This is a genomic window from Devosia sp. (assembly GCF_017744655.1).
In the GTDB taxonomy this organism is placed as follows: domain Bacteria; phylum Pseudomonadota; class Alphaproteobacteria; order Rhizobiales; family Devosiaceae; genus Devosia.
This window is the reverse complement of sequence record NZ_JAGIAW010000003.1, coordinates 171,725-197,882: the sequence shown is the minus strand read 5'-3', so window position 1 is coordinate 197,882 and position 26,158 is coordinate 171,725. Positions and strand designations below refer to the sequence as shown.

Below are 26,158 nucleotides of genomic sequence, written 5' to 3'. Positions count from 1 at the left end.
GGGACAAGCGGGCTTTTTCAGGCGACCGGCTACATGAAACTCATGGGGTCGATATCGACCTGAATTTTGAGGTCGCCCTTGGGCTTTTCGGCGCTTGAAAGCCAGAAGCGGACATAGCCGGAAAGGTCAAAATCCTTGCCCGATTGCGCGAGGAGCCGCACCCGGTGCCGGCCGCGGATCATGGCGACGGGCGCATCGGCGGGACCGAACAGCCTGACACCATCGGCCATGGGCGCTGCAGAAAGCAGCAGGCGGGCAAAATTGGTGGCATTGTCATGGTCATTGGCCGAGACGATCAAGGCTGCGAGACGCCCAAAGGGCGGCATGCCGCCGGCTTCCCGCGCCAAAATTTCCTGCGCGTAAAAAGCCTCGCGATCGCCTGAAACCATGGCTTTCATCACCGGATGGTCGGGATGGTAGGTCTGCAAAAATGCCTTGCCGTGACGAGAGGCGCGACCGGCGCGGCCGGCGACCTGGGTCAGAATCTGGAAGGTTTTTTCCGCCGCGCGCGGATCGCCATGAGCCAGGCCCAGATCGGCATCGAGCACGCCGACCACCGAGAGCTTCTCAAAGTGGTGGCCTTTGGAGACGAGCTGTGTGCCGATGATGAGATCATATTCTCCCCGCTCGACCTCGGCAAAGCGTTCACGCAACTGGGCGTGGCTGCCCATATCGGTAGAAAGAAGCACGCGGCGGGCATCGGGGAAGCGGACTGCCGCCTCCTCAGCGACGCGCTCGATGCCCGGACCAACCGGCACGAGACTGTCCACCTGCCCGCATTCGCTACAGTGTTTTGGCGTGCGCACTTCGTGGCCGCAGTGGTGGCACATGAGGACGCCACGGAACCGATGCTCGACCATCCAGGACGAGCAATCCGGGCATTTGTACTGGTGGCCGCAGGCATTGCAGAGGGTGAGTGGGGCATAGCCGCGGCGATTGAGGAAGAGCAGCGCCTGTTCGCCGCGATCGAGCGCGGCAAAAACCTCGCGGGCGAGGATCGGCGCGATCCATGAGCCTTTTTCCGGCCCGTCCACGCGCATGTCGATGGCGGTAATGTCGGGCATGGCCGCTGCGGCAAAGCGGCTTTCGAGCCGCACATGCGCATAGCGTCCCTGATTGGCATTGTTTCGCGATTCGACCGAGGGCGTCGCGGAAGACAGCACAACGCGGGCCTGAGAGAATTGGGCCCGCACCACCGCCATGTCGCGGGCGTGATAGGTAAAACCTTCAGACTGTTTGTAGGCGCCGTCATGCTCTTCATCGAGAACGAGCAGGCCCAGTTCGCGAAACGGCAAAAACAGCGCCGAACGGGCGCCGACGACGGCGCGCACGGTCCCCTCCAGCACACCGCGCCAGACTTTTGAGCGCTGCACCGGCGTCATGTCGGAATGCCATTCGGCAGGGCGCGTGCCAAAGCGGCGGGTGAACCGGTCGATAAAGGTATTGGTCAGCGCGATTTCGGGCAGGAGGATCAGCGCCTGCCGGCCGGCACGGAGGGTATCGGCCACCGCCTCGAAAAACACTTCGGTCTTGCCGCCGCCGGTGACGCCATCGAGAAGGGCGACGCCGAACCGGTGTGGATCGAGGACCAAAATATTGTCGAGCGCGGCCTGCTGCTCGGCATTGAGTTTTGATGGCGTCCCGTCGGGATCGGGCGGCATGACTACGGGCGGGGCCGGGATTTCGAGTTTTTCGAGCGCCCCTGCCCGTTCGAGACCATCGATGACAGACGTAGAGACACCCGTGGCGCCGACCAAGGCCGGCTTGGGCCAGGCCATGTCGTCCATCAGCGCGTCGAGCACGCGAAGGCGAGCCGGCGTCAGCTTTTCGGGTTCGATTCCGGTGCGGCGATAGGCAGTGACCGGCTTTGGTGCATCAAGCGCTTCGGGCGAGCGCAATACGCCACGCAAGACCTGCCCGGGCGCCGTGATCGTGTATCTTGCGACCCATTCGACCAGCCGCAGCAGCTCTTCGGAGAGCGGCGGCACGTCAAAAACCTGGACCACGTCGCGCAGGCGGTTATGGGCGATATTGTCCTTGGGTGCGCCCCAGACGACGCCGAGGATGAGACGAGGCCCCAGCGGCACGGCGACAATGGAGCCGCGCTCGACCACCATGTGTTCGGGCACGCGATAGCTATAGGGGCCGTCAACGGCGACCCCGACCATCACAGCAACAATGTCCATCCGCGTCTGCATCTCTGCCCGTTCGGTTCGCATCGGACCCAGGGAATTGCAAGCGATTCGACCCGTCTCGCCATGCTGACAGACCCTGTCACTGCGTTCACTTAATGTTCTTGGGAGGAAAAGAACAGGAGGACGTGATGATTGGAAGTGAAAATCGGCGTGACCCCGGCGATCTCGTCGCCATCGCCCGCAATGCCAGCCTTTACGACTGGCTGATCAACGTGGCCCGGCCTCGCCGCCTGCCCGTACCGTCGCGGCTGCGGAGCGATGTCGGTCTGCCACCGCAATCCGAGGAATCGCGCTGGCACGCCTAAGCTAGAGATCGGTAACCCAACCGATATAGACTCTGCCCATGACCGACAGCGCCTTTGCCACCGATGCCTTTATCCAATCCCAGATCGCGCTCTGGATGCGCGAACTGGGATCGGTGAAACGCCTGGCCGACAAGACTCTTGAAGCCTATAGCCGCGACCTCAGCCAGTTCATGAGTTTTTTGGCCGGCCATATGGGCGGGCCGATCACGCTGCAATCGCTCAAAGAGCTGCGCGCCGCCGATGTCAGGGCCTTCATGGCGCAGCGCCGGGAAGAAAGCCTCGGCTCCCGCTCGCTGGCGCGCGTGCTTTCGGCCCTCAAGAACTTCTTTGCTTTTCTGGAGCGCGAAGGCGTGCTGGCGACCGAAGCTTTTAACGCCATTCGCACACCCAAAATTCCACGCTCGCTGCCGAAGGCCCTCACGGTGATCGAGGCAAAAAAGACCATTGCCGCGGTCGATGAAATGGAAGAGCAACCGTGGGTCGCCGCACGCGACATGGCGGTCATTTCGCTCTGCTATGGCGCGGGCCTGCGTATTTCCGAGGCCTTAGCTCTCACCAAGGGCGATCTTGAAAGCGACGTGCTGCGGGTCACCGGCAAGGGCGGCAAGATTCGCATGGTGCCGCTGATTTCTCCGGTGCGGCAGGCGATCGAAGAATACCTCAAACTCAGCCCCTTCAAGCTCTGGCCCGAAGACCCGCTGTTTCGCGGCGTGCGCGGCGGGGTGCTGTCCCCGCGACTAATCCAGAAGCGCATGGAGTCGCTGCGCTCTGCCCTTGGCCTGCCGCCCTCGGCGACACCACATGCGCTGCGCCACTCCTTTGCGACGCACCTCTTGGGAAAAGGCGGCGACCTGCGCGCCATCCAGGAATTGCTCGGCCATGCGAGCCTTTCCACCACGCAAATCTATACCGCCGTCGACACCGAACGCCTGATGGAAAGCTATGCCAAGGCACATCCGCGCGGCTAAGCGCTGCCGCTGGACGGATTCGCCATAGTCCGCCTTTCCAACCGTACCCACCGGTACTATAGAAACAAAAATGTCTTCGCGCCCGCAGATTTCGCTTGTCCTGATCTCGCTTATCCGACCCATAGGGGCGCGGACCGAAGGCTGACATCCAGCATTTGGCAACCCGGCCCGCGCCTTGCGGTGTCCGGCGGGAGACATCGGGGCGGGGCAGAAAGAACAGAACCCATGAGTGCCCCGGAAATCGCCGCCTCAGCGCAAACCCAACCCAAGATCGACATGCTCGGCTATGGCCTCGCCTTTGCTGGCGCAGCGCTGTTTTCGACCAAGGGCATTTTCATCAAGCTGGCCTTCGCCCAGGGCGTGTCGGTGGAGGCAACGCTGGCTCTGCGCATGATGATGGCGCTGCCGATCTATCTGGTCATTCTGGCCATGCTTTTGCTGCGCAATTCGAAACTGCGCGGTCTGATGACGCCGTGCCGGTTGCTCGGGGCAATGAGCGTAGGGGCGCTGGGCTATTATCTCTCGAGCTATCTCGACTTTGCTGGGCTCGCTTTTGTGTCTGCGCAATATGAGCGGCTGGTGCTCTTTACCTATCCCTTCTTCGTCCTGCTCTTCGGCGTCTGGTTCTTTGGCGACCGGATGAACTGGAAAGTCGTGCCGGCCATGCTGCTCAGCTATTCCGGCCTGATGGTCATCTTTGCCTGGAATCTCAGCGTCGAACCCGATGGGCTGGTGACGGGTACGCTGCTGGTACTGGGTTCGGCCCTGACTTTCGCCTTCTACCAGCACCTCGCCAAAAGGCAGATGCTGGTGCTGGGCACCATGGTCTTTACCTGCGTCGGTATGTCGACCGCTGCCGTGCTCGCCATCGGCCAGAGCCTTGTCGTCGATGGCCCGGCCACTTATGCGGCCTTCACGCCCAATATCTGGGGTATCGGCCTGATGCTCGGGATCTTCGGCACGGTGCTGCCATCGTTCCTCCTCAATGGCGGCATTGCCCGGATCGGGGCGCGCGCGACGTCTTCCACGGCTTCCTTCGGACCGATCGTTACCATCGTTCTGGCAGTTTTTGTTCTGGGTGAAGCCTTTACGTGGATCCACGCGCTGGGTACCGGACTTGTGCTGCTGGGCTCCTGGCTTTTTGCCCGCACGGACAGAAACAGCCGATCCCGAACAAAATAAACAACAGCATTTACGCTTTTGACTGCCGCAAAGCCGCTGTAATCTCGCCCCAGAACGAGGGTGCAAAACCGGAGGGACAACCGATGCGCGCGATTAGTCACGTCATGGCAACAGGCTTGCTAGGCCTCGCCTTGATGGCTGGCACGACCATGCCGAGCCTGGCCCAGAAACACACCACACCTGCCGCTTCGACGATTGATTTCGGCGATGATTCCTCGGATTGGGCCAATGACGGGGAGTGCGACGACCCGCGCTTTACCGGTGAAGGCGCCGCGTCGGAACTGGTCGATGCCGATCGCATGAAGGACGCCACCGACTGCAAGGCAGCCTTCGAAGCCGGCACCGTTACCCTCAAGGACGGTGGCGCGACCACCACAGCTACCGCCGCGACCGAGATCGATTTTGGCGACGATTCCTCGGAATGGGCCAAGGACGGCGAATGCGATGATCCGCGCTTTGAAGGCACGGGCACCGCCGACGAACTGGTTGATGCCGACCGCCTGAAGGACGCCACCGACTGCCAGGCCGCCTTTGAGGCCGGCACCGTCACCCTCAAGGACGACGGCACAGCCACGGCGGCCGCCAGCACCGATATCGACTTTGGCGATGACTCTTCCGAATGGGCCAAGGATGGCGAATGCGACGACCCGCGCTTTACCGGCGCAGGCTCGGCCACTGAATTGGTCGATGCCGACCTGATGAAGGACGCAACCGACTGTAAGGCAGCCTTCGAGGCCGGCACGGTGACCCTCAAGGATGGCGGCTCGACCGCAGTCGCAACCCTTGCAGACATCGATTTTGGCGACGATTCCTCGGAATGGGCCAAGGACGGCGAATGCGACGATCCGCGCTTTGAAGGCACGGGCGCTGCCGACGAGCTGGTCGATGCCGACCGCATGAAGGACGCGACGGATTGCCAGGCAGCATTTGAAGCCGGCACCGTCACCCTCAAGGATGGTGGTTCAACCCCGGCTGCCGCGATCGACTATGGCAATGACTCCTCCGAATGGGCCAATGACGGCGAATGCGACGACCCGCGCTTCACCGGCAAGGGCGTTGCCAGCACCACGCTTGCCGAAGACATCAAGAAGGACGCCACCGACTGCCGCGAGGCCGTGGAAGCTGGTCGCGCCGTCTACAATGGCGAACAGCAGGCCGCTGCCTTCGACTTCGGCTCGGACTTTTCCAAGTGGGCCAATGATGGCGAATGCGACGACCTGCGCTTTGAAGGCGCAGGCGTCGACAAAAAACTGCTCTCGGAAGACCTGATGGGCGACGCCACCGATTGCCGCACGCTGCTCGACGAAGGCAAGATTGCCATTCGCCTCGTCTACACGCCCGAATATGCCGCCGGCGCGCCCTATGACAGCTCGGACATCGATTTCGGCGACAATTCCTCGTCCTATTCAAATGACGACGAATGCGACGATCCGCGCTTTGAAGGCCCGGGCACGGCCACGACGCTCCTCGACAGCGACCGCCTGGCCGACGCCGACGATTGCCGCGCGGCTTATGAGGCCGGCACGATCGTGCTGATCGAGGGCTGACCAACCAGCGTCACCACCGGGCTTGTTCCGGTGGTCCACTCTTGTGACGAGATGGATTGCCGGGACGACGGAAAAGAGATTTGAGCGGCGGGGCAAAAGCTCCGCCGTTTCTGTTTGGGAAGTTTCCCCCTCACCGACTCGGCTTCGCCGAGCCACCTCTCCCCGATCGGGAGAGGAATAGGCGGGCGCCACTGGCCCATTCTTCTCCCCATCGGGGGAGAAGGTGGCCCGAAGGGCCGGATGAGGGGGCCTATCCAAACAAAAAGGCCCGCGACAATCGCCGCGAGCCCCAAAATCCGAAAAACCTAAAACTAGGCCGCCTTGCGCTCGACCATCATCTTCTTGATCTGGGCGATGGCCTTGGCCGGGTTGAGACCCTTGGGGCAGACTTTTGCGCAGTTCATGATGGTGTGGCAGCGATAGAGCTTGAAGGGGTCTTCAAGATTGTCGAGGCGCTCGCTGGTGGTTTCGTCGCGGCTGTCGATCAGCCAGCGATAGGCCTGCAAGAGGGCTGCGGGGCCGAGATATTTTTCGCCATTCCACCAATAGCTCGGGCACGAGGTCGAGCAGCAGGCGCAGAGAATGCACTCATAGAGACCGTCGAGCTTGGCGCGATTTTCGACCGACTGCGTCCATTCCTTTTGCGGGGTGGGCGAGGTCGTCTTCAGCCACGGCTCGATGGCGCGGTGCTGGGCGTAGAAATTCGTCAGGTCCGGGACGAGATCTTTCACGACCGGCATGTGCGGCAGCGGATAAATCTTCACCGGGCCCGAGGAGTCATCCATGCCCTTGGTGCAGGCAAGGGTATTGAGCCCGTTGATGTTCATCGAACACGAGCCGCAAATGCCTTCGCGGCAGGAGCGGCGCAGGGTCAGGGTCGGATCGACCTTGTTCTTGATATAGAGCAGCGCGTCGAGAATCATCGGACCGCAATCGTCAAGATTGACGAAATAGGTATCGATGCGCGGATTTTCGTTCTTGTCCGGATCGTAGCGGTAGATGTGGAACTCGCGCAGGCGCGTGGCGCCTTCGGGCTTTGCCCAGGTCTTGCCCTTTTGCGGCCGGTCGGCCTTGCCCAAAATAAGTTCGGCCATTTTCTCAACTCTTCCTTCCGAAACGCCGCTCAACCCGGCGTAAATTCATCTGTCGCCGCGAACTCAGTAGTTCGGCTTGCAGACCTGGTTCGATTTGGCGACGTAGGTATTGTAGGCGTCATATTCCCCGGCGGCGGGCGAGCCGCCCTTCATCGAAGCGATGACGACGCCCATGAACCGCTCGTCGATCAGCGTCATGGCCGCATCGGCCTTGCAGCCGCAAAGCGTCGCGTCCTGGGCGATGCCCATGCAGACCGAATAAAACTCTTCCTTCTGCGCCGCAGTCGGCGCCGCGGCAAAGGCGGGCAGTGCGCCGGCAACGAGAAGCGGCAGGGCGAGGATCAGCTTGTGCATGCTCACTCCATGGAGCGTTTGAAAGTTCATCGCGCATCCTTCCGGATAACGAGTTTGAGGCCGGACCAAACCTCGTCCACCGCGCAGACTTTTACATCGACAAGCCCGAGCGGCAGGACGATCTCGCGGATGGTGTCTTCGGTGATGTCCGTGGGCACCTTGCTGGCTTTTTTCGGCCAGCTCACCCAGATCATCCCGTCGCGGACAATCAGCCCCATCAGTGGCTGCGCCAGCTTTTCGAGCACGGCGCGGCTAGCGGTGAAGAGGTGGATGAAATTGTATCCCTGTTGCGCATCCCCGAGCTGGTCGAGCGTGAGGCGCGAGGATTCGGCAAAGGCGCGCGAGGTCGTGAGATCGCTGAGCGAAGTCGGAAGGTCGATGAAGAGGGCACGAAACCCGTCCTTCAAGCCCAGTTTTTGCGCCAGTGGCGTACCTGAATATCCCGCTACATCACTCATGCTCACACCCCGCCCCGGCTGAGCTTGACCGTGGTCGGCCCGAACATGGTGTTGACGGTGCCAAGATACGCGCCGGCATTGTCGGCGACGAGCTGGCCGCGCAACTGGCCCGAAGCATCGGTCAGGACGACGCCATTGCCGGCGACCATCCAGCCGGCGAGGGCCGAAAATTCATTGGAACAAAAACCGGTCTGATTGGCCTGCAGCGCGCCCGACGTACCGTCCAGCGGCGTGACGCTAAAGGACAGGGTGCAATTGCGGGCATAGCTGTCCGAGAGGGTCCAGTTGCCGATCATGGCATTGGTCATGGCCGGGGACGCCGGCGCATTGCCGACGGAAAAGCTGCCGCCGGTGACGACGCGCTGGCCGGTTACCGGATCGACCTGGCTATTGGTGGTGGCGACGCCATTGCTGCCGAACGCCGTCTGCTGGGTCTGGCCATACATGCCGGTCGCCGGCGGTGCGTTGGAGGCCATGGAGAAGGAGCCGGTCGAGCAACCGGCTAGCGCCATAGCCGCAACAGAGGCGAGAAGCAGCCGGATCATGGCGCAGCCTTCTTCGCTGGCGCCGCCGCGACGGGTGACGCCTTGCTATCGAGAGGCGCATGCTCCTTGGGAAGCGGCTTTGCCGCTGCCTTGCCATAGCTTGAGTAGAAGGCGGCCGCGAGCGCGTCGAGGTTGTCTTCGTCGTCAAGAGCCCGGCACTGTTCGCACATGCTTTCGGTCCTCAGTAAACGCGCGCCTTGGGCGCGATCTTCTTGAGGTCGATGCCGCCCTGGTCATAGGGCGTCAGCGGGTCGACGATCACCGGACGATAGGAGAGCTCCACCTTGCCGGTTTCGATATCGACCAGCGCCAGCGTGTGCTTGCGCCATTCGACGTCGTCGCGGCTCGGGAAATCCTCGTGCGCATGGGCGCCGCGGCTTTCGTGGCGGGCTTCGGCCGAAACCACCGTCGCCATGGCGCAGGCCATGAGGTTTTCGAGTTCGAGGGTTTCGACAAGGTCCGAATTCCAGATCAGCGAACGGTCCGTGACCTTCACATCGCCAAGGCGCGAATAGATCTCGGTCATGGCGGTGACGCCATTTTTCAGCGAGGCATCGGTGCGGAACACGGCGGCGTCAGCCTGCATGGTGCGCTGCATTTCGTCGCGCAACTTCGCCGTCGGCTGTGAGCCGTTGGCATTGCGCAGGCGATCGAAGCGAGCGAGGATTTTTGCGTCCGAAGCGGCATTGATGCCAGGGATCGGTGCGGCCTTGTCTATGACCTGACCGGCGCGAATGGCGGCCGCGCGGCCGAAAACCACGAGATCGGTGAGCGAGTTCGAACCAAGGCGATTGGCGCCATGCACCGAGGCGCAGGCGGCTTCGCCCACGGCCATCAGGCCCGGCACGATACGGTTGGGGTCTTCCGGCGTCGGGTTGAGGACTTCGCCGTGATAGTTCGCGGGAATGCCGCCCATATTATAGTGCACGGTCGGCAGCACCGGGATCGGCTCGCGGGTCAGGTCAACGCCAGCAAAGATTTTTGCCGATTCGGTGATACCCGGCAGGCGCTCGTGCAGCACCTTGGGATCAAGGTGATCGAGGTGCAAATAGATATGGTCCTTGTTGGGACCAACGCCGCGACCTTCGCGGATTTCGAGCGTCATGCAGCGCGAGACGACGTCGCGCGAGGCGAGGTCCTTGGCGTTGGGCGCATAGCGCTCCATGAAACGCTCGCCTTCGGAATTGGTGAGATAGCCGCCCTCGCCACGCGCGCCCTCGGTGATGAGAACGCCGGCGCCATAAATGCCGGTGGGGTGGAACTGCACGAATTCCATATCCTGCAGCGGCAGGCCGGCGCGAGCGACCATACCATTGCCGTCGCCGGTGCAGGTATGGGCCGAAGTCGCCGAGAAATACGAGCGGCCATATCCGCCCGTCGCCAGCACCACCATCTTGGCGCGGAAGCGGTGCAGCGTGCCATCGTCGAGCTTCCAGGCGATGACGCCCTGGCACTCGCCGTTTTCGCCCATGATCAGGTCGAGCGCAAAGTACTCGATGAAGAACTGCGCATCGTTCTTGACCGACTGGCCATAGAGCGTGTGGAGGATGGCGTGGCCGGTACGGTCCGCCGCGGCGCAGGTGCGCTGCACCGGCGGGCCATCGCCGAATTCGGTCATGTGGCCGCCGAACGGACGCTGATAGATTCTCCCCTCTTGGGTGCGGGAAAAGGGCACGCCGTAGTGCTCGAGTTCGTAGATCGCGGCCGGAGCCTCACGCGCCAGGTATTCCATGGCGTCGTTGTCGCCCAGCCAGTCCGACCCTTTCACGGTGTCGTACATGTGCCACTGCCAGCTATCGGGGCCCATGTTCTGCAGCGAAGCGGCAATGCCGCCCTGCGCCGCGACGGTGTGCGAGCGGGTCGGGAAAACCTTGGTGATGCAGGCGGTGTTAAAACCCTGCTCGGCCATGCCGAGAGTGGCGCGTAGACCCGCACCGCCAGCGCCAACCACTACCACGTCGAATTCGTGGTCGATCAGTTCGTAATTGGCCATTTCGATCAACCCCAGAAGACGATTTTAAGCACGGCGCCAGCGCCGGCGAGGCCGACGATCAGGCAGAAGAGCGTGTTGAGCAGCATGGTCAGGCGATACATGGAGCCGGCGAAGTAATCTTCGAGCGTATCGCGCATGCCATTGCGCATGTGGACAGCGGCGATGGCGATCAGCACCGCCAGCGGCACGCCGATCCAGAAATTGCCGATGACCGAAACCATGTCGGCGCGATCCTGGCCCGCAAGGCGCACGACGATGAAGAGCAGGAGGCCGAGGAAGAGAACATTGATCAGGCCGGTAACGCGCTGCGTAATAAAATGGCGCGTCGAGGCCTTGGCATCACCATAGTGAGCCTTGGGATTGGCGATGGACGCGGGAGTGATGACGGTTTCGCGCATGTTCAAGCCATCCACACAAAGACGGTCCAGATAAGAAGGGTGATGACCACCGAAGCGGCGATCGTGGCCCAGGCCATGGTCTCGCGCTGACCCGGCTCCATCATCACGGCAAAATCCCAGACCCAGTGGCGCAGACCACCGAGCATGTGATGCACAAGGCTCCAAGTGAAACCGAAGAGCACGAGCTGGCCGAACCAGCTGCCATAGATGACGTTGACGAAATTGAGCGCTTCCTGATCGGCAGCAGCGGCAACCAGCCAGATCGCCAACAGCGCCATGCCGGCGTAATTGGCAATGCCGGTAGCACGATGGAAGATCGACATCGTCATCGTGATCGTCCAGCGATAGATCTGGAGGTGCGGAGATGTGGGGCGGGCTCTGACCGACATTGAACTTTCCGGGGGCCTGGAGGACGCGAGGGAGAGGCGTCCAGTTTGGAATAGTTCGAGATTACTACTCGTCAATTGTTACGAAATCAAAGACGTTTCCGGGATCGCTCCAGCGTTTTTGGCGAATACCGCACTTTGTTCGTATATCGCACAACATGTTCGCGGGACGCGCGGGGGTTAGGTGTTGGAGCTGTCGCTTGGAGAGGGCGTAGTTTGACGAAGCGCCGTGCACGAGGCGGCACTCCCCCTCATCCGTCGCTGCGCGCCACCTTCTCCCCGATGGGGAGAAGAATAGGCCGGCGATAACCTCTTGTTCCTCTCCCCATCGGGGAGAGGGTGGATCGCGCGTAGCGCGAGACGGGTGAGGGGGATTCGGTTCGGGTCGAACCCTTTTGCTTGTCGTCATTACCGGGCTTGTCCCGGTAGTCCATCCCGCCTCCGCATGGACCACCGGGACAAGCCCGGTGGTGACGATCATCGAGGCATAATGGGCGGATTCAAAAATCGCTGGTAAGGCCCTTGATCTCCCAATCGCCATAGCGACCCGGCTCCAAACCACCGCGGCCGCCCTTTTCTTTCGGCGCCATGGCGCTGGCGGCGTCGATCTCGTTGCGGCGCGCTTCGGCCTCGGCGAGGGCGCGCTGTGCGGCGGGGGTGAGTACCCTATGTTCGGCTTCAGCCGGAATGTCTTGCGGCTCGGTGCTATCGGTCATGGTCGGGTTCGCATTACAATATGGTCATGCGCTTGCAGGGAACGCTTCGCCACACAACATAATTGTTCGAAGAGACCAACCCAAGGGGTTTTGATGTTCAACGCCTTCCGCACCTTTGTACTCATCGCGGCCATGACCGCCCTGTTCATGGTGGTCGGCTATTTCATCGGCGGTACCGGCGGCATAATGATTGCCCTGCTGTTTGCAGCCGGCACCAATCTCTTTGCCTACTGGAATTCGGACAAGGTCGTGCTGCGCATGCAGAATGCCGTGCCCGTGGCCCAGAGCCAGGCACCCGAACTCTATGACATGGTCGACACGCTTTCAAAGCGCGCCGGCATTCCGACGCCTGCGGTCTATGTCATCCAGTCCGACCAGCCCAACGCTTTTGCAACTGGCCGCGACCCCAACAATGCCGCTGTTGCGGTTTCGACGGGCCTGCTGCGCCAACTCGACACGCGCGAAGTGGCCGGTGTCGTCGCGCACGAACTGGCCCATATTCGCTCGCGCGACACGCTGACCATGACCATCACGGCGACGCTGGCCGGTGCCGTTTCGGCCCTTGCCCAGTTCGGCCTCTTTTTTGGCGGCGGCAACAATCGCGACAATCCGCTGGGCGGCATTGGCGCGCTGCTGATGGTTTTCCTCGCCCCGGTCGCGGCAATGATGGTGCAGATGGCCGTCAGCCGTACCCGCGAATATGAGGCCGACAAGGATGGCGCCGAGATTTCAGGCGATCCGCTGGCGCTCGCCTCGGCGCTCAACAAGATCGCGACCCTTGCCGGTCGTCAGGTCAATGTCGCGGCCGAGCGCAACCCGGCCATGGCCCATATGTACATCATCAACCCGCTCTCGGGCGCCCGGATGGACAATCTCTTTTCCACCCATCCCGATACCGGCAATCGCATCGCCGCCTTGCAGAGGCTTGCGGGCGAGATGCGCGTAGACGATAAGGGCCGCAGACCCGCGCCCCGTCCGCAGTCCGCTTCCAGTGGCCGCGATACCGGCGGCGGCTGGCGGGTGCCGAGTGCAGGCCGTGGCGAAGACGATAGCGGCGTGCGCGGTCCTTGGGGATAAGATGCGTCGCGCGGAAAAGTGGCTACCGGTTTTCCGTTCAGCGACGCGAAGAGAGTGCTGATTGTCGAAAAAACCTGATCCGGCTGGCCTTGGGCTCCGTCTGATTGCCGCCCGGAGGCTCCGTGCCGTTCTGGGCGGTGAGCATTTTGCGCCCCTGTCGGCGGCAGAATTGCCCGATGGCCGCGATCGCTCGCTTGCCAACCGCCTGATCAACACTGCCCTGCGCCGTCAGGGTCAGATCAACCTGATGATTGCCGAATTGCTCGAAAAGGGCATGCCGGCGAAGTCTGGCACTTTTGAAGCCGTGCTTCGCCTATCGCTGGCCCAGCTGGTTTTCCTGCCCGATATCGGCGCTCATAGCGCCCTGTTCCTTGCCGTCGAAGCCACCAAGCGCGACGCCAAGGCGCGGCACCTTTCGGGCCTGATGAACGCCGTGCTCCGCCGCGCCCAGGCCAATTCGGCCCGCTATGGTCTGCTTGAAGACGACCTGCTTCTCCCCGACACCTTCCAGCGGAAATGGGAAGCCGCCTATGGCGCCGACGCGGTTGCACGCTTTGTCGATGGTCTCGTTGATGGCGCGCCGCTCGATCTCACCCTCAAGGACGACGACGCCGCGCTGGTCGAGGCTCTTGGCGGCGATAGGTTGATCGCCGATTCCATCCGCGTCGAGACGCGCGATCGCCCGGTCGACGCCCTGCCCTTTTATGACGAGGGTCGCTGGTGGGTGCAGGACGTCGCCTCCGCCCTGCCCGCACGCCTTCTCGCTGCCAAGACCGGGGGTAATGTTCTCGATCTCTGCGCCGCACCCGGCGGCAAGACGGCCCAGCTTTCAAAGGCCGGCTATGTCGTGACCGCGCTCGACAGCGACGGCACGCGGCTCGAACGCCTCCAGGCAAATATGGCTCGGCTTGGCTACAATCCGACCGTGATCGAAGCCGACGCAACGAGTTACATCGCAGCCGAACCATTTGACGGTATTCTGCTTGATGCTCCCTGTTCGGCCACCGGCACCTTCCGTCGACACCCCGAGGTTCTGTGGCACCGCAATGCCGCCGATATCGAAGGCCGGGTAAAGCTGCAGCAGGGCATTTTCGCCCGGGCCGTAAAGAACCTCGCTCCCGGTGGGAGCCTGATTTATTGTGTCTGCTCGCTTGAACCCGAAGAGGGTGAGGCGATCGTGGGTTGGGCCCTTAAAGCGTTCCACAATCTCGAACTTCACCCGGTTGCTCCAACGGAACTGCCCGGCCTTGAAGGCGCTGTCACGTCGGGCGGCCTCGTTCGCACTCTACCCTCGATGGCACCGAATGGCGTCGACGGTGGCATGGATGGATTCTTTGTGGCGCGGTTTCGCCGGGCGAGCTAAGTCTGTGGACGCAGGAGTTTTCCAGCAAGAAATCTATCCCCGGCTGGGCAAATCACGGCAAATTCACTAGACGCATCAACATCGAGCGGCCGGTGCCGCGTCTTGGAAGGTTCATTCCGGTGGGATTTGAGGGCAGCGATCGACCTGCCCGCGTAGGTTTTTCGCGCGGAGACAGACGTTGAGCGGGCGGTCCGGTGCGACCTCGCGACGCTTTGGCTTGCGCTTCGCCGATGCCGTCGTTACCTCGCGCTTCACGCGCTGGACCTGGCAGGGCCTTGCCGAGCAGGGCTATAAGGGTGAACTCCCCGAATTCCGCCCCACCGACCGGGATGCGGTCCGCGAAATGATGTCGGGGCGCTACCTCCTCGCCTCAAAACTCATCGAAACCGGCGGCACCTCGCCATTTTCCCTCGATGTCGATTTCCCCGACTGGTGGAACAATCTGCAGAGCTTTTCCTGGCTCCGGCATTTCCGCGATGTCCGCGATCCCGGCGAAAAGCTCTTTGCCCGCACGCTGGTGCTTGACTGGATAGGACGCGAAGGAAAGTTCGATCCAGAAAGCTGGTCGCTGCCGCTGACCGGTCAGCGCGTGCTCAACTGGCTCCGCCACCTGCCGCTGCTGCTCGATGGCGCGACGCCCGACCAGGCCAAGACCATGCAGCGCAGCCTCGGTACGCAGGTGCAAAGTCTTCGTGTCCGCGGAAAGCTCGCGACTGATCCTGTGGACCGACTCTTTGCAGCCATGGGCATTTTGGGCGCCGAACTCTGCGAGCCGGAAGACAGCGCCGATGTCGAAGCGCGCCTCATGCAACTCGACGCGGCTCTTGCCGAACAGCTCGACGAAGAGGGGCTCCACAAGAGCCGCAACCCGCGCATTCAGCTCAATCTGCTGGTCGAGCTTTCAAGCCTGCGCCAAGCTGCCAACCGCCATGGCAGCCCGACCTTTGCTTCGCTCTCCAATCGCATCGACCGCATGCACGAGGCGCTAGACGCCGTTACCCTTTCGAGCGGCGAACTCGCCTATTTCAACGGCTGCGGACAGGTGCCGCATGACGTGCTGGTGGCCGTGCAGGCCAATGGCCCGACGCCGGCGCGGCGATCGCGCATTTTGGGCGGTTACGGCATTTTGCGCAGTGGCCGCGCCGTCGTCATTGCCGATTCAGGCCTGCGGCCGGAACCGGGCTTTGATGCCGAAGCCCATGCCGGCGCCCTTGCCTTCGAATTTTCGCACGGCAGCGAACTAATCCTCGGCTCCTGCGGCCCCGCGCCCGCCGACATGCCGGAAACACGCGATCTCTTCCGCCAGGCCATCGCCCATTCCTCGCCGACCATCGAGGACGAAGACGCCTTTGTGCCGCCAAAGGGTTTTCGCGCAAAACCGCCCGCTGTGCCGGACATGGAACTGGTGCCAGCCGAGCATATGCTGGCCGTCTCCTCCATCGGCTATGCCAACCGTTTTGGTGCCGAGATCGAACGCCGCCTGACCCTGCTAGGCGATGGAACGACACTGGTCGGACAGGATCGCGTCGTTGCCGAAGGCACGCCGAACGGACACCTCTCCATCCGCTTCCACCTCGCCCCGGGCATTTCCGTTCATGCCCCGGTCGGCGAGGGCATGCGCCGGCTGACCCTGCCCAATGGCGAGGTCTGGAGCTTCCTCTGGGAAGGCGCGACCCTCCGCCAGGACGATAGCGTCCGCCAATCGGCCTATCTCGGTTTCAACCGCACCATTCAGCTCGTGCTCGAAGCCGATCTCGCCCCGGGTGTGGAAGTAGGCTGGATCCTGACACGCGAACACGGTTGAGCTTGGACTCCGCGGCCCGTTCGTGATAGCGGAGCCGCGAAATCTCCTCCAATGCGAGCAAAAACTCATGGGCAAGACGGTCACGGTCGGGCGGGCACTGCTTTCGGTATTCGACAAATCGGGAATGGCGGATTTTGCCCGCGGGCTTTCCGAAGCCGGTGTGGAGCTGGTCTCCACCGGCGGCACGCATAAGCTCATCGCCGAAACCGGCCTGCCGGTGCGCGAGATTTCCGACCTGACCGGCTTTCCGGAAATGATGGATGGTCGCGTCAAGACGCTGCATCCAAAAGTGCATGGCGGCCTGCTCTCGGTTCGTGACAATCCCGAGCACAAGGCGAGCATGGACGAACACGAGATCGGCCCCATCGACCTCGTCGCCGTCAATCTCTATCCGTTTGAAAAGACCGTCGCTTCCGGCGCTTCTTACGACGAGATCATCGAGAACATCGACATCGGCGGCCCCGCCATGGTGCGCTCGGCGGCCAAGAACCACGCCTATGTGACCGTTGTCGTCGATCCCGCCGACTATCCGGCCATCCTCGAAGCCATCCGCAATGGCGGCATTCCCTACGAGCTGCGCCAGAGGCTGGCGGCAAAAGCCTATGCCCGCACCGCAGCCTATGACAGCGCGATCTCGGCCTGGTTTGCCAAGGAAATCGACTTTGCCGAAGTCAACTATCGCAGCTTTGCCGGCACGCTGAGCGAAGTCATGCGCTATGGCGAAAACCCGCATCAATGGGCCGCCTTCTACAAGACCAGCGAGAACCGTCCTGGCGTTGCGACCGCCTCGCAGGTGCAGGGCAAGACGCTCTCCTACAACAATATCAACGATACCGACGCGGCTTTCGAATTGGTTTCCGAATTCGACCCCAAGGAAACTGCTGCTGTCGCCATTATCAAGCACGCCAATCCCTGCGGCGTCGCTACAGCTTCCAACCTGACCGAGGCCTACAAGAAGGCCCTGCGCACCGATCCGGTCTCGGCTTTTGGCGGTATCGTCGCCACCAATCGCGAAATCGACGCCGAGACTGCGACCGAAATCGTGAAGGTTTTCACCGAAGTGATCGTCGCCCCCTCCGCTACGCCTGAGGCTCAGGAAATCATTGCCGCCAAGAAGAACCTGCGTCTTCTCCTCACCGGCGGCCTTGCCGATCCCAAGGCCGAGGGCTTGCAGGTGAAATCGGTGGCCGGTGGCCTGCTCGTGCAGAGCCGCGACAATCGCAATGTCGATGATTGCGAACTGAAGGTTGTCACCAAGCGCGCCCCGACCGAGGCGGAACTGGCAGACCTGAAGCTGGCTGCGAAGGTCGCAAAGCACGTCAAATCCAATGCCATCATCTATGTGAAGGACGGCGCGACGGCCGGCATCGGCGCTGGTCAGATGTCCCGCGTCGACTCCGCCCGCGTTGCGCATCGCAAGTCGATCGACGCCGCTGAAGCTGCGGGTATCGAAGGCGCGCTGACGGTTGGTTCGGTCGTCGCTTCCGACGCCTTCTTCCCCTTCGCCGATGGCCTTGAAGCCCTCGTTGCGGCCGGTGCTACAGCCGTCATCCAGCCGGGCGGTTCGATGCGCGACGACGAAGTGATCGCGGCCGCCGACGCTGCAGGGATCGCCATGGTGATGACGGGCATGCGCCACTTCCGCCACTAGGCGAACACGCTGCCGTGAGGGCCAAAAAACCCTCACGGTAAGACCTTCTTGACGGGGTTCTGGCACTCTCTGCCCGCTCGGCATTTTGGCCGGCACGAGGACCTTCATGCGGCTGGCTGTTCCAACCGATCTTTCTGCCCTGCTCTCTACCGGCCTTCTGCGCTCGGTGGGTTCGCTCGGCATCAAGGTCGCGACCGCGGGCCTCACCTACATCACCTATGTCGTCCTCTCGCGCACCCAGACCGAGAGCGAATATGGCCATTTTGCCTTTGGCCTCGCCTTGGCAACCGTGCTCGCCATTCTCGCCGGCATGGGCCAATCCACGGCCGTGCTGCGCCTCTGGCCGCAATTGCGCGCCAAAGGCGAGAAAAGCGACGCGGAAGCCGTTGTCGCTGCCGGTTCGGCCATCACCATTGGCGCCAGCCTGATCCTCGCCGGCCTCCTCTGTGTCCTTGCCGTCGCCAGCATTCCCTTCCTGCCGCCGCGCGAGACCATCAATCATTTCATCGGCGCGGCATTCCTCATCCTTCCCATGGCGCTGGCCGAGTACAATTCCTCGGTGCTGCGAGCCCAGGGATCGCTCTGGACCGCTCTGCTTCCACGCGACATCTTCTGGCGCCTGGCTTTGCCGGCTGCCGTGATGGCACTCTTTGCAGTGGGCATTGTGCTCAGCGGTCCTGATGCGCTGACGCTTTCCGCCGCCCTTCTTATAGGCGCACTGGTCCTGCAAATGAGCGTGGCGCTCAAGCGCAACTACGCCATCCTGCCGCGCGTCGCGCCGGTAAAGACCCATTGGCAGCGCTGGGGGAGCCTCAGCAAGTGGCTGCTGCTCGGCGCACTGATCGAAACCTTTACGCTCAATGCTGACGTCATCCTTGTCGGCCTGATGCTCGATCTCGAAAGCTCCGGCCTCTATTTCAACGCCTTCCGCACTGCCGGCCTGATGACGCTCTTCACCTTCGCCATCGAACTGGTGATCGCCCCCATGGTGGCCGAGCACTACCACTCCGGCGCCATGCGGAAAGCCCAGGCCATCACCGCGCTCTGCGCCTGGGCCGGCTTTGTCTTTTCGCTCGTGATCTTCGCGCTGTTCATGTTTTTCGGCGAGTTCATCCTCTCGCTCTTCGGCCCTGCCTATGCCGAGGGCACGCTGGTGCTGCTGCTCCTCGCCTTTGGCCTGCTTTTCGATGCCGTCACCGGCCCCTCGAAGATCGTGATGATGATGACCGGACACGAACGCGCCTATGTCGGCATTTTTGGCGCCATCATGGGTTTTGGGTTTCTCGTTCAGATCGCCGTGATCCCGATCTGGGGCATTGTTGGTGCCGCAGCGGTCAATATGGGCGCCCGCATCCTGGCCCAGGTGGCCATTGCTCTATGGTGCCGCTACCGCATTGGGCTTGATACGAGCCTGCTGGGCGCTCTTGCCGTCGGCCGCCTGCGCGACGCCCCGGCAAACTGATTACGGCAAGAGCGTACCCAAGAGTACGGTTGTTCTTGACCCAAAAGCCGGTTCGGGCTTAGAACCAATCCAAACTTCCATTCCTGCCCCTCGGAACACGACGCATGATCAAGGCCCGCACGCTCTACGACAAGATCTGGGACGACCATCTGGTTCAGAACAATCCGGACGGCACGAGCCTTCTCTATATCGACCGTCACCTCGTGCACGAAGTGACGAGCCCGCAGGCCTTTGAAGGCCTGCGCATGAACGGTCGCAAGGTTCGTCACCCCGAGCGCACGCTGGCCGTGGTCGACCACAACGTGCCGACGACCGATCGCTCGCTGCCCAATCCCGACCCGGAAAGCGCGATCCAGATCGAGACGCTGGCGGAAAACACTAGGGATTTCGGCATCGAATATTACGACCCGTTCGACAAGCGTCAGGGCGTCGTCCACATCGTTGGCCCTGAACAGGGTTTTACCCTGCCCGGCATGACCATCGTTTGCGGTGACTCGCACACCTCGACCCACGGCGCTTTCGGCGCGCTGGCCCACGGCATCGGTACGTCGGAAGTGGAACACGTTCTGGCCACCCAGACGCTGATCCAGCAAAAAGCCAAGAACATGCTGGTGCGTGTCGATGGCCAGTTGCCGCCCGGCGTCACCGCCAAGGACATCATCCTCGCCATCATCGGCGAAATCGGCACGGCCGGTGGCAATGGCCACGTGATCGAATTTGCCGGCGAAGCCATCCGCTCGCTGTCGATGGAAGGCCGCATGACGGTCTGCAACATGACTATCGAAGGCGGCGCCCGCGCCGGCCTGATCGCGCCTGATGAAACCACCTTTGCCTATGTGAAGGACCGTCCGCGCGCCCCCAAGGGCGAAGCGTTCGACATGGCCGTCGACTACTGGAAGACCCTCTACACCGACGAAGGCGCGCACTACGACAAGGTCGTCATCCTCGACGCCGCAAAACTGCCGCCGATCGTTTCCTGGGGCTCGTCACCGGAAGACGTCATCTCGGTGCAGGGCGTGGTTCCGAACCCGGATGATATCCAGGACGAAACCAAGCGCGCCTCGAAATGGCGTGCCCTTGACTATATGGGCCTCAAGCCCGGCACCCCGATCACCGATATCAAGATCGATCGCGTCTTTGTCGGCTCCTGCACCAATGGCCGTATCGAAGACCTGCGCGCTGCCGCTGCCGTCATTGGCGATGGCAAGGTCGCGAGCCACGTCTCGGCTATGATCGTGCCAGGCTCAGGCCTCGTGAAGGCGCAGGCCGAAGAAGAAGGTCTCGACGTGATCTTCAAGAATGCCGGCTTTGAATGGCGCGAACCGGGCTGCTCCATGTGCCTAGCCATGAACCCGGACAAGCTGAAACCCGAAGAACGCTGCGCGTCGACCTCGAACCGCAACTTTGAAGGCCGCCAGGGTTTCAAGGGCCGTACGCACCTCGTCTCCCCCGCCATGGCTGCCGCTGCCGCCATTGCCGGCCACTTCGTCGACATCCGCGAGTGGAAGTAAAAGCCACCGACTGGTCGGGGTTCTATGCCCCGACCCTCGATGACATCGAGGCCATGGCCAGCAAGGCCCTGGCCGAACTGCCCGAGCCCTTCAAGTCGCTCGCGGCCGACGTCACCTGCACGGTGGCCGAATTTGCCGAAGACGACGTGCTCGCCCATTTCGAGATGGAAAGCCCCTTCGAGCTGATGGGGCTTTTCACCGGGATTGGTCTCACCGAAGACGGCGCCGTTCCCCAGACCGGGCAAATGCCGAACACGGTCTTCCTCTATCGCCGCGCCATCCTCGACTATTGGGCCGAAAACGACGACAACACGCTCGGCGAAGTCGTCACCCACGTCCTGATCCACGAACTCGGCCACCATTTCGGCTTTTCCGATGAGGACATGGAAGAGATCGAAGCTCGCGCCGACGCGGAAGACTGACCCGTTCCCCAGCGATTTGAAAAGGCATAGATTGCCTTGGGCGCATGCTGCGCTTTCGGGGGAATTCCATGTCGTTTCTTGCCGTCAATTGGCTGGCCATCGTGCTGGCTACCGTCGCCAGCTTCGCCTTTGGCGCGGTCTGGTACATGAGCCTGTCCAAGCAATGGATGGTCGCCCTCGGCAAGACCAGGGATCAGCTTGACCCCGGCTACACACCATTCATCTGGTCGGTCGTCGTCGAACTGGTCATGGCCTATTTCATTGCCGTCTTCATCCCAGCTTTGATGGGCACGGTCGACATCGGCGCTGGCGCGCTGACAGGCTTTTTGTGCTGGTTTGGCTTCGTGCTCACGGTGATGATCATGAACCACCGCTATGAAGGCATGAAATGGTCGCTGACCCTGATCGACAGCGCCCATGTATTGGGCGTGCTGGTCATCCAGGGTGTAGTCATCGGCCTTTTCGGACCGGTTGCTGCGGCCGTCTAGTCAACCGACCTTTCCCCGCCATCGTCATTGCCGGGCTTGTCCCGGCAATCCATCTTGCCGATGCATGGACCACCGGGACAAGCCCGGTGGTGACGATAGTTGGAAGTTCAACCGCGCAAACAAAGATCCCCGCTTTCGCGGGGATGACACTCTGTTTTTGGATGTCTTGAAGGACCAAAAATCAGCTCTCGACCACGATATTGGGCGGAGAAGGCGGTTCGTTCGGTGGCGCGTATTTGCTCAGCAGCGGCAACTGGCTCATCGAGAACAGCACCGTCAGCGGCATGACGCCCCAGACCTTGAAGGCGATCCAGATCTCGGTCGAGAAATTGCGCCACAGCACTTCGTTGATCACGGCGAGCACGAAGAAGAAAATGCCCCAGTTGAGCGTCAGCCGCCACCAGCCCTCGGGCTTGAGCTTATAGACTTCGCCGAAGACATATTTCAGCAGCGACTGGCCAAACAGCAGGCCGCCGAGCAACACCGAGCCGAACAGCACATTGGTGATGGTCGGCTTGATCTTGATGAAAGTGTCGTCCTGCAACCAGAGCGTCAGGCCACCAAAGACCAGCACCACCACGCCCGTAACGAGCGGCATCACGGCGACCTTTTTGAGGATCAGCCAGGAGAGCAGCAGCGACACGACCATGGCGCCCATGAACCAGGCGGTCGCGACAAATATGTCGGCGCGCGCATTGGCGATGAAGAACACCACCAGCGGTCCCAGTTCCAGGGCCAGCTTGGTGATCTGCGGGCGCAGCTCGTCCCAATTGACGTCCGCTTCGGCTTTGTCGGTCATTGAACGTTCCATGGCGTATCCTGCCAATGTGATGGCATGAGCCACCTGATGCAAGCCGAATAGCCAGTAAGAGTGGTTAGATTTTGACCGAAACCTCAGTCTTGCCCGGCAATTGCGCTGGCAAAATCCTTGGCTTCGAAAGGCTCGAGATCGTCGACACCCTCGCCGACGCCGATGAAGTGCACCGGCAGGCCAAACTTCTTGGCGATGGCAACGAGAATGCCGCCGCGGGCGGTGCCATCGAGCTTGGTCATGACGAGGCCCGTCACGCCAGCGCGCTTGCCGAAAATCTCGACCTGCTTGAGGGCATTCTGGCCCGTCGTTGCGTCAAGGGTGAGCAGCGTCGCATGCGGCGCTGATGGCTCGACCTTCTTGATGACGCGAATGACCTTTTCGAGCTCGTCCATCAGCTCATCGCGGTTTTGCAGGCGCCCCGCCGTATCGATGATCAGCACATCACGGCCCTCGGCCTTGGCTTGGGTGACGGCGTCGAAGGCAAGACCCGAAGCGTCGGAGCCGGCAGGTTTTGAGATTACCGGCGCACCTGTGCGCTTGCCCCAGACCTGCAACTGCTCGATGGCGGCGGCGCGGAACGTATCGCCTGCAGCCAGCATCACGGACTTTCCTTCGCCTGCGAACTTTTGTGCCAGCTTGCCGATGGTCGTCGTCTTGCCCGAACCATTGACCCCGATCATCAGGATGATGAAGGGTTTTTTGGCCGTGTCGATCACAAGCGGAAGCGCAACGGGGCCGAGCACTTTTTCGACCTCCGAAGCGAGCACGGCACGCACATCGCTGTCGGACACCTCGCGGTCAAAGCGATCACGGCGCAGGGTTTCGGTGATGGACATCGCCGTCTCGAGCCCGAGATCGGCCTGGATGAGCACGTCCTCAAGTTCGTCCAGCGTCGCCGCATCGAGCTTGCGCTTGGTGAAGACCGAAGTGATCGAGCTGGTGAGATTGTCCGAAGACCGCTTGAGGCCCGAGGTCAGGCGCGAAAACCAGCTCTGGCGCTGGGCCGGGGCCGGAACGACAGCGGGCGGCGTGACGAACTGCTCTTCCACGGCCTCGATATAGTCGGGCGTTGTTTCCGGCGGCCCAGGAGGCGGCGGGGTATCGACGGGTTCGGGCTGCTTGACCGGCTCGGGAACGGGTTCAGGCGTTGGAGCAACCGGCTCCGGCGCCACGGCCGGGGTCTCGGGCAGCGTTTCGGGCGGAGCCGGCGGCACGGGGGCCGGCTGATTGCCAAAGAGGCGCTGGAAAAAGCCGGGTTTCTTGTCGGTCATATCTGAAGTCTTTCCCTCGCCGCCTTCAGGCAGCAACCCGTAGCTTTTCGCCCATGAGCCCATCCGGACCGCGACCGGTTATCGCGACTGCGGCAAGCTCACCTGGCTCCATACCGGCAACGCCCACGGGCACAAATTGTTCGGTGCGGCCGAGACCGCCCCGCTCCATAAGCACGTTCTCAATGCGGCCAAGGCGCGTATCGCACAATGCCGCAAATTGCTTTTCGCCCTCTGCGCGCAGACGGCCCGCCCGCTCGCGGGCAATCGACTTGCTCACCTGCGGCATGCGCGCGGCCGGAGTGCCGGGGCGCGGCGAATAGGGGAAGGCGTGAATGTACGTAATCCCTGCTTCACCGATGAAGCGCAGCGTATTCTCGAACATCTCGTCGGTCTCCGTCGGAAAACCGGCAATGATGTCAGCCCCAAACACCATGTTCGGCCTGATCGCCCGCAGCTTTGCGACCACACCAAGCGCGTCGTCGCGTGAGTGCCGACGCTTCATGCGCTTGAGGATGAGATCGTCGCCCGATTGCAGCGACAGATGCAGATGCGGCATCAGTCGCAAATCGGCGGCGGCCTCGTAAAGAGCTGCATCGGCCTCGATGGAGTCGATCGAGGAAATCCGCAACCGCGGCAGGTCCGGAACGTGCTTCAGGATCGCCTGGGTAAGAAGGCCCAGCGTCGGGGCGCCCGGCAAGTCGGGGCCATAAGAGGTAATGTCGACGCCGGTAAGCACGATCTCACGATAACCATTGCCCACGAGCCGCTTAATTTGCTCGACCACCAGCCCCATCGGCACCGAGCGCGAGGGACCGCGGCCAAAGGGAATGATGCAGAATGTGCAGCGGTGATCGCAGCCATTTTGCACCTGCACGAAGGCGCGGGTATGGGCGTCCATGCCTTCGATGAGGTGCCCGGCGGTTTCCCGCACGCTCATGATGTCGTTGACCTGCACCTTGTCATTGAGCGGCAGGCCAAAGGTCATCGGCCTATAACTCTCGGCCTTGAGCTTGTCGGCATTGCCGATGACAAGGTCGACCTCAGCCATGTCGCCAAAAGAGCGCGCCTCGGTCTGGGCGGCGCAGCCGGTGACGATGATGCGGCTTTGCGGGTTTTCGCGGCGCGCCTTGCGCACGGCTTTTCGTGCCTGGCTGACGGCTTCCTGCGTCACGGCGCAGGTATTGATGATGATGGCGTCCTCGAGCCCGGCCTTTTCGGCTTGGGCTTTCATCACTTCGCCTTCATAGGCGTTGAGACGGCAGCCGAAGGTTAGCGTGCGAACCGCCATCAGGCCGCCTCGGCGCGCGTCCAGGCGCCCGTTGCAGGATCGAATTCACCGCGCCATTCGAACTCGGCAGGACCGGTCAGGGTGACATGATCATCCGGCAGCCATTCGACCACGAGATCGCCGCCCGGTAGCGTCACCGTTGCCTTGCGTTCGGTGCGGCGCGTACGGGCGCCATTGACGAGAGCCGCGCAGGCAGCAGTGCCGCAGGCTTCGGTAATGCCGGCGCCGCGCTCCCATACGCGGAGGATGATCTTGTCGGGTGCGGTGACCTGGGCGATGCCGATATTGGCGCGCTCGGGAAAGATCGGATGGTTTTCGAGCAGCGGCCCAAACCGGTCGAGGGCATAGAACCAGACGTCGTCCTTGACCCAGAAGGTGGCGTGCGGATTGCCGATCGACATGACCGAAGGCGAATGCAGCACCGGCGCATCGATCGGTCCGATCTGCAGCTCGATCTTGCGGGTATCGGCAAATTCCTCGGCGAGCGGAATATCGAACCAGGCGAACTTGGGCGTGCCCATATCGACGGTGATCAGCCCGTTTTCCGCCTCTTCGCCAAAGAGAATGCCGGCCACAGTTTCAAAGGTGAAGCGCTGGCGGCCCTGCTCGACGCTGAGGGTCTGCACCACGCAGCGCATGCCATTGCCACAGGCTTGAGCGCGGGAACCGTCAGAATTGATGATTTCGATATAATTGGCCGTGCCCGACGTCCTGGAATCATGGATGGCCATGATCTGGTCGAACTTGGTTTCGGCGCGGGCATTGATTGATATAGCGGCTTCGGCCGTGACGCGATCCCGGCGGCCGCGCATGTCGGCCACGATGATCTGGTTGCCCAGCCCGTTCATCTTGAGAAAGGGTGCGTT

The 26,158-nt window shown here is 62.0% G+C and carries 26 protein-coding genes; 12 read left to right on the top strand and 14 right to left on the bottom strand.

The features are described from left to right. Positions 1-29: 29 nt before the first annotated feature. Positions 30-2,198: a primosomal protein N' gene (locus J7557_RS08755; protein WP_291419365.1), complete on the bottom strand. Its 2,169-nt coding sequence runs from the start codon at positions 2,196-2,198 to the stop codon at positions 30-32. Between the two features lie 125 nt (positions 2,199-2,323). On the opposite strand from J7557_RS08755, the gene J7557_RS08750 reads away from it, so the two are divergent. The 4 genes from J7557_RS08750 (at position 2,324) to J7557_RS08735 (ending at position 6,197) form a co-directional block, all read left to right on the top strand. After that, a complete protein-coding gene (locus J7557_RS08750) occupies positions 2,324-2,500 on the top strand; it encodes a hypothetical protein (protein WP_291419364.1) in 177 nt (58 codons plus the stop codon). A gap of 38 nt (positions 2,501-2,538) precedes the next feature. After that, positions 2,539-3,468 (top strand): tyrosine recombinase XerC, encoded by a 930-nt coding sequence (locus J7557_RS08745; RefSeq protein ID WP_291419362.1) that lies wholly within the window; start codon positions 2,539-2,541, stop codon positions 3,466-3,468. A 225-nt stretch (positions 3,469-3,693) separates the two neighbouring features. Beyond that, positions 3,694-4,650, top strand: coding sequence for a DMT family transporter (locus J7557_RS08740; protein WP_291419361.1), 957 nt, complete (start codon positions 3,694-3,696; stop codon positions 4,648-4,650). An 83-nt stretch (positions 4,651-4,733) separates the two neighbouring features. Continuing rightward, the gene (locus J7557_RS08735) at positions 4,734-6,197 is read left to right on the top strand and encodes a hypothetical protein (RefSeq protein WP_291419358.1); all 1,464 of its coding nucleotides are present in this window, start codon (positions 4,734-4,736) and stop codon (positions 6,195-6,197) included. Between the two features lie 311 nt (positions 6,198-6,508). Here the strand turns inward: J7557_RS08735 and J7557_RS08730 are convergent, their stop codons facing one another. The 9 genes from J7557_RS08730 to J7557_RS08690 all read right to left on the bottom strand — a co-directional run bounded on the left by J7557_RS08730 (position 6,509) and on the right by J7557_RS08690 (position 12,141). Next, complete coding sequence (locus tag J7557_RS08730) at positions 6,509-7,291, bottom strand: succinate dehydrogenase iron-sulfur subunit (protein WP_291419356.1); 783 nt, start codon at positions 7,289-7,291, stop codon at positions 6,509-6,511. A gap of 63 nt (positions 7,292-7,354) precedes the next feature. Beyond that, a complete protein-coding gene (locus J7557_RS08725) occupies positions 7,355-7,645 on the bottom strand; it encodes a hypothetical protein (protein WP_291419354.1) in 291 nt (96 codons plus the stop codon). A gap of 26 nt (positions 7,646-7,671) precedes the next feature. After that, positions 7,672-8,103, bottom strand: coding sequence for a DUF3052 domain-containing protein (locus tag J7557_RS08720; protein WP_291419352.1), 432 nt, complete (start codon positions 8,101-8,103; stop codon positions 7,672-7,674). Positions 8,104-8,105: 2 nt separating this feature from the next. After that, positions 8,106-8,648 (bottom strand): AprI/Inh family metalloprotease inhibitor, encoded by a 543-nt coding sequence (locus J7557_RS08715; protein WP_291419350.1) that lies wholly within the window; start codon positions 8,646-8,648, stop codon positions 8,106-8,108. Next, on the bottom strand, positions 8,645-8,818 hold the full coding sequence (locus J7557_RS08710) for a hypothetical protein (protein ID WP_291419348.1): 174 nt from the start codon (positions 8,816-8,818) through the stop codon (positions 8,645-8,647). Before J7557_RS08710 ends, J7557_RS08715 begins: the two co-directional genes overlap by 4 nt. 11 nt (positions 8,819-8,829) lie before the next feature. After that, positions 8,830-10,641, bottom strand: coding sequence for a succinate dehydrogenase flavoprotein subunit (gene sdhA / locus J7557_RS08705; RefSeq protein WP_291419346.1), 1,812 nt, complete (start codon positions 10,639-10,641; stop codon positions 8,830-8,832). A 5-nt stretch (positions 10,642-10,646) separates the two neighbouring features. Next, a complete protein-coding gene (gene sdhD / locus J7557_RS08700; RefSeq protein ID WP_291419344.1) occupies positions 10,647-11,039 on the bottom strand; it encodes a succinate dehydrogenase, hydrophobic membrane anchor protein in 393 nt (130 codons plus the stop codon). A 2-nt stretch (positions 11,040-11,041) separates the two neighbouring features. Beyond that, positions 11,042-11,428: a succinate dehydrogenase, cytochrome b556 subunit gene (gene sdhC / locus J7557_RS08695; protein ID WP_291419342.1), complete on the bottom strand. Its 387-nt coding sequence runs from the start codon at positions 11,426-11,428 to the stop codon at positions 11,042-11,044. Between the two features lie 497 nt (positions 11,429-11,925). Then, positions 11,926-12,141, bottom strand: coding sequence for a DUF1674 domain-containing protein (locus J7557_RS08690; RefSeq protein WP_291419340.1), 216 nt, complete (start codon positions 12,139-12,141; stop codon positions 11,926-11,928). 93 nt (positions 12,142-12,234) lie between these two features. Between J7557_RS08690 and htpX the strand changes: the two genes are divergently transcribed. The 8 genes from htpX (at position 12,235) to J7557_RS08650 (ending at position 21,919) form a co-directional block, all read left to right on the top strand. Further along, positions 12,235-13,218, top strand: a complete 984-nt coding sequence (gene htpX, locus J7557_RS08685) for a zinc metalloprotease HtpX (RefSeq protein WP_291419338.1) — start codon at positions 12,235-12,237, stop codon at positions 13,216-13,218. 61 nt (positions 13,219-13,279) lie between these two features. Next, positions 13,280-14,581, top strand: a complete 1,302-nt coding sequence (locus J7557_RS08680; RefSeq protein WP_291419335.1) for an RsmB/NOP family class I SAM-dependent RNA methyltransferase — start codon at positions 13,280-13,282, stop codon at positions 14,579-14,581. 178 nt (positions 14,582-14,759) lie between these two features. Further along, positions 14,760-16,385 (top strand): heparinase II/III family protein, encoded by a 1,626-nt coding sequence (locus J7557_RS08675; RefSeq protein WP_291419333.1) that lies wholly within the window; start codon positions 14,760-14,762, stop codon positions 16,383-16,385. 67 nt (positions 16,386-16,452) lie between these two features. Continuing rightward, positions 16,453-18,036, top strand: coding sequence for a bifunctional phosphoribosylaminoimidazolecarboxamide formyltransferase/IMP cyclohydrolase (gene purH / locus J7557_RS08670; protein ID WP_291419331.1), 1,584 nt, complete (start codon positions 16,453-16,455; stop codon positions 18,034-18,036). Positions 18,037-18,142: 106 nt separating this feature from the next. Then, positions 18,143-19,498, top strand: coding sequence for an oligosaccharide flippase family protein (locus J7557_RS08665; protein WP_291419329.1), 1,356 nt, complete (start codon positions 18,143-18,145; stop codon positions 19,496-19,498). Positions 19,499-19,602: 104 nt separating this feature from the next. Further along, entirely contained in the window at positions 19,603-21,009 is a 1,407-nt protein-coding gene (gene leuC / locus J7557_RS08660) for a 3-isopropylmalate dehydratase large subunit (RefSeq protein ID WP_291419327.1), read from the top strand. Positions 21,010-21,062: 53 nt separating this feature from the next. Then, complete coding sequence (locus tag J7557_RS08655) at positions 21,063-21,431, top strand: metallopeptidase family protein (protein WP_291419595.1); 369 nt, start codon at positions 21,063-21,065, stop codon at positions 21,429-21,431. A gap of 68 nt (positions 21,432-21,499) precedes the next feature. Beyond that, positions 21,500-21,919, top strand: coding sequence for a DUF1761 domain-containing protein (locus tag J7557_RS08650; RefSeq protein ID WP_291419326.1), 420 nt, complete (start codon positions 21,500-21,502; stop codon positions 21,917-21,919). A 181-nt stretch (positions 21,920-22,100) separates the two neighbouring features. Here J7557_RS08650 and J7557_RS08645 read toward each other — a convergent pair whose 3' ends face one another. The 4 genes from J7557_RS08645 to dapF all read right to left on the bottom strand — a co-directional run bounded on the left by J7557_RS08645 (position 22,101) and on the right by dapF (position 26,140). Then, on the bottom strand, positions 22,101-22,730 hold the full coding sequence (locus J7557_RS08645; protein WP_291419325.1) for a septation protein A: 630 nt from the start codon (positions 22,728-22,730) through the stop codon (positions 22,101-22,103). Positions 22,731-22,813: 83 nt separating this feature from the next. Continuing rightward, the gene (gene ftsY, locus J7557_RS08640; protein WP_291419324.1) at positions 22,814-24,004 is read right to left on the bottom strand and encodes a signal recognition particle-docking protein FtsY; all 1,191 of its coding nucleotides are present in this window, start codon (positions 24,002-24,004) and stop codon (positions 22,814-22,816) included. A 25-nt stretch (positions 24,005-24,029) separates the two neighbouring features. Beyond that, positions 24,030-25,292: a tRNA (N(6)-L-threonylcarbamoyladenosine(37)-C(2))-methylthiotransferase MtaB gene (gene mtaB / locus J7557_RS08635; protein WP_291419322.1), complete on the bottom strand. Its 1,263-nt coding sequence runs from the start codon at positions 25,290-25,292 to the stop codon at positions 24,030-24,032. Further along, the gene (gene dapF, locus J7557_RS08630; RefSeq protein ID WP_291419593.1) at positions 25,292-26,140 is read right to left on the bottom strand and encodes a diaminopimelate epimerase; all 849 of its coding nucleotides are present in this window, start codon (positions 26,138-26,140) and stop codon (positions 25,292-25,294) included. Before dapF ends, mtaB begins: the two co-directional genes overlap by 1 nt. Between the last annotated feature and the right edge of the window lie 18 nt (positions 26,141-26,158).

Excerpts from the sequence above, each read along its gene's own strand:
- htpX (WP_291419338.1), top strand. The coding sequence starts at position 12,235 with ATGTTCAACGCCTTCCGCACCTTTGTACTCATCGCGGCCATGACCGCC.
- ftsY (WP_291419324.1), bottom strand. The coding sequence starts at position 24,004 with ATGACCGACAAGAAACCCGGCTTTTTCCAGCGCCTCTTTGGCAATCAG.
- J7557_RS08730 (WP_291419356.1), bottom strand. The coding sequence starts at position 7,291 with ATGGCCGAACTTATTTTGGGCAAGGCCGACCGGCCGCAAAAGGGCAAG.
- J7557_RS08745 (WP_291419362.1), top strand. The coding sequence starts at position 2,539 with ATGACCGACAGCGCCTTTGCCACCGATGCCTTTATCCAATCCCAGATC.
- J7557_RS08755 (WP_291419365.1), bottom strand. The coding sequence starts at position 2,198 with ATGCAGACGCGGATGGACATTGTTGCTGTGATGGTCGGGGTCGCCGTT.
- J7557_RS08690 (WP_291419340.1), bottom strand. The coding sequence starts at position 12,141 with ATGACCGATAGCACCGAGCCGCAAGACATTCCGGCTGAAGCCGAACAT.
- mtaB (WP_291419322.1), bottom strand. The coding sequence starts at position 25,292 with ATGGCGGTTCGCACGCTAACCTTCGGCTGCCGTCTCAACGCCTATGAA.
- leuC (WP_291419327.1), top strand. The coding sequence starts at position 19,603 with ATGATCAAGGCCCGCACGCTCTACGACAAGATCTGGGACGACCATCTG.
- J7557_RS08665 (WP_291419329.1), top strand. The coding sequence starts at position 18,143 with ATGCGGCTGGCTGTTCCAACCGATCTTTCTGCCCTGCTCTCTACCGGC.
- J7557_RS08735 (WP_291419358.1), top strand. The coding sequence starts at position 4,734 with ATGCGCGCGATTAGTCACGTCATGGCAACAGGCTTGCTAGGCCTCGCC.
- purH (WP_291419331.1), top strand. The coding sequence starts at position 16,453 with ATGGGCAAGACGGTCACGGTCGGGCGGGCACTGCTTTCGGTATTCGAC.
- J7557_RS08725 (WP_291419354.1), bottom strand. The coding sequence starts at position 7,645 with ATGCACAAGCTGATCCTCGCCCTGCCGCTTCTCGTTGCCGGCGCACTG.
- J7557_RS08650 (WP_291419326.1), top strand. The coding sequence starts at position 21,500 with ATGTCGTTTCTTGCCGTCAATTGGCTGGCCATCGTGCTGGCTACCGTC.
- sdhD (WP_291419344.1), bottom strand. The coding sequence starts at position 11,039 with ATGCGCGAAACCGTCATCACTCCCGCGTCCATCGCCAATCCCAAGGCT.
- J7557_RS08655 (WP_291419595.1), top strand. The coding sequence starts at position 21,063 with ATGGCCAGCAAGGCCCTGGCCGAACTGCCCGAGCCCTTCAAGTCGCTC.
- sdhC (WP_291419342.1), bottom strand. The coding sequence starts at position 11,428 with ATGTCGGTCAGAGCCCGCCCCACATCTCCGCACCTCCAGATCTATCGC.
- J7557_RS08750 (WP_291419364.1), top strand. The coding sequence starts at position 2,324 with ATGATTGGAAGTGAAAATCGGCGTGACCCCGGCGATCTCGTCGCCATC.
- J7557_RS08720 (WP_291419352.1), bottom strand. The coding sequence starts at position 8,103 with ATGAGTGATGTAGCGGGATATTCAGGTACGCCACTGGCGCAAAAACTG.
- sdhA (WP_291419346.1), bottom strand. The coding sequence starts at position 10,641 with ATGGCCAATTACGAACTGATCGACCACGAATTCGACGTGGTAGTGGTT.
- J7557_RS08740 (WP_291419361.1), top strand. The coding sequence starts at position 3,694 with ATGAGTGCCCCGGAAATCGCCGCCTCAGCGCAAACCCAACCCAAGATC.
- dapF (WP_291419593.1), bottom strand. The coding sequence starts at position 26,140 with ATGAACGGGCTGGGCAACCAGATCATCGTGGCCGACATGCGCGGCCGC.
- J7557_RS08710 (WP_291419348.1), bottom strand. The coding sequence starts at position 8,818 with ATGTGCGAACAGTGCCGGGCTCTTGACGACGAAGACAACCTCGACGCG.
- J7557_RS08715 (WP_291419350.1), bottom strand. The coding sequence starts at position 8,648 with ATGATCCGGCTGCTTCTCGCCTCTGTTGCGGCTATGGCGCTAGCCGGT.
- J7557_RS08645 (WP_291419325.1), bottom strand. The coding sequence starts at position 22,730 with ATGGAACGTTCAATGACCGACAAAGCCGAAGCGGACGTCAATTGGGAC.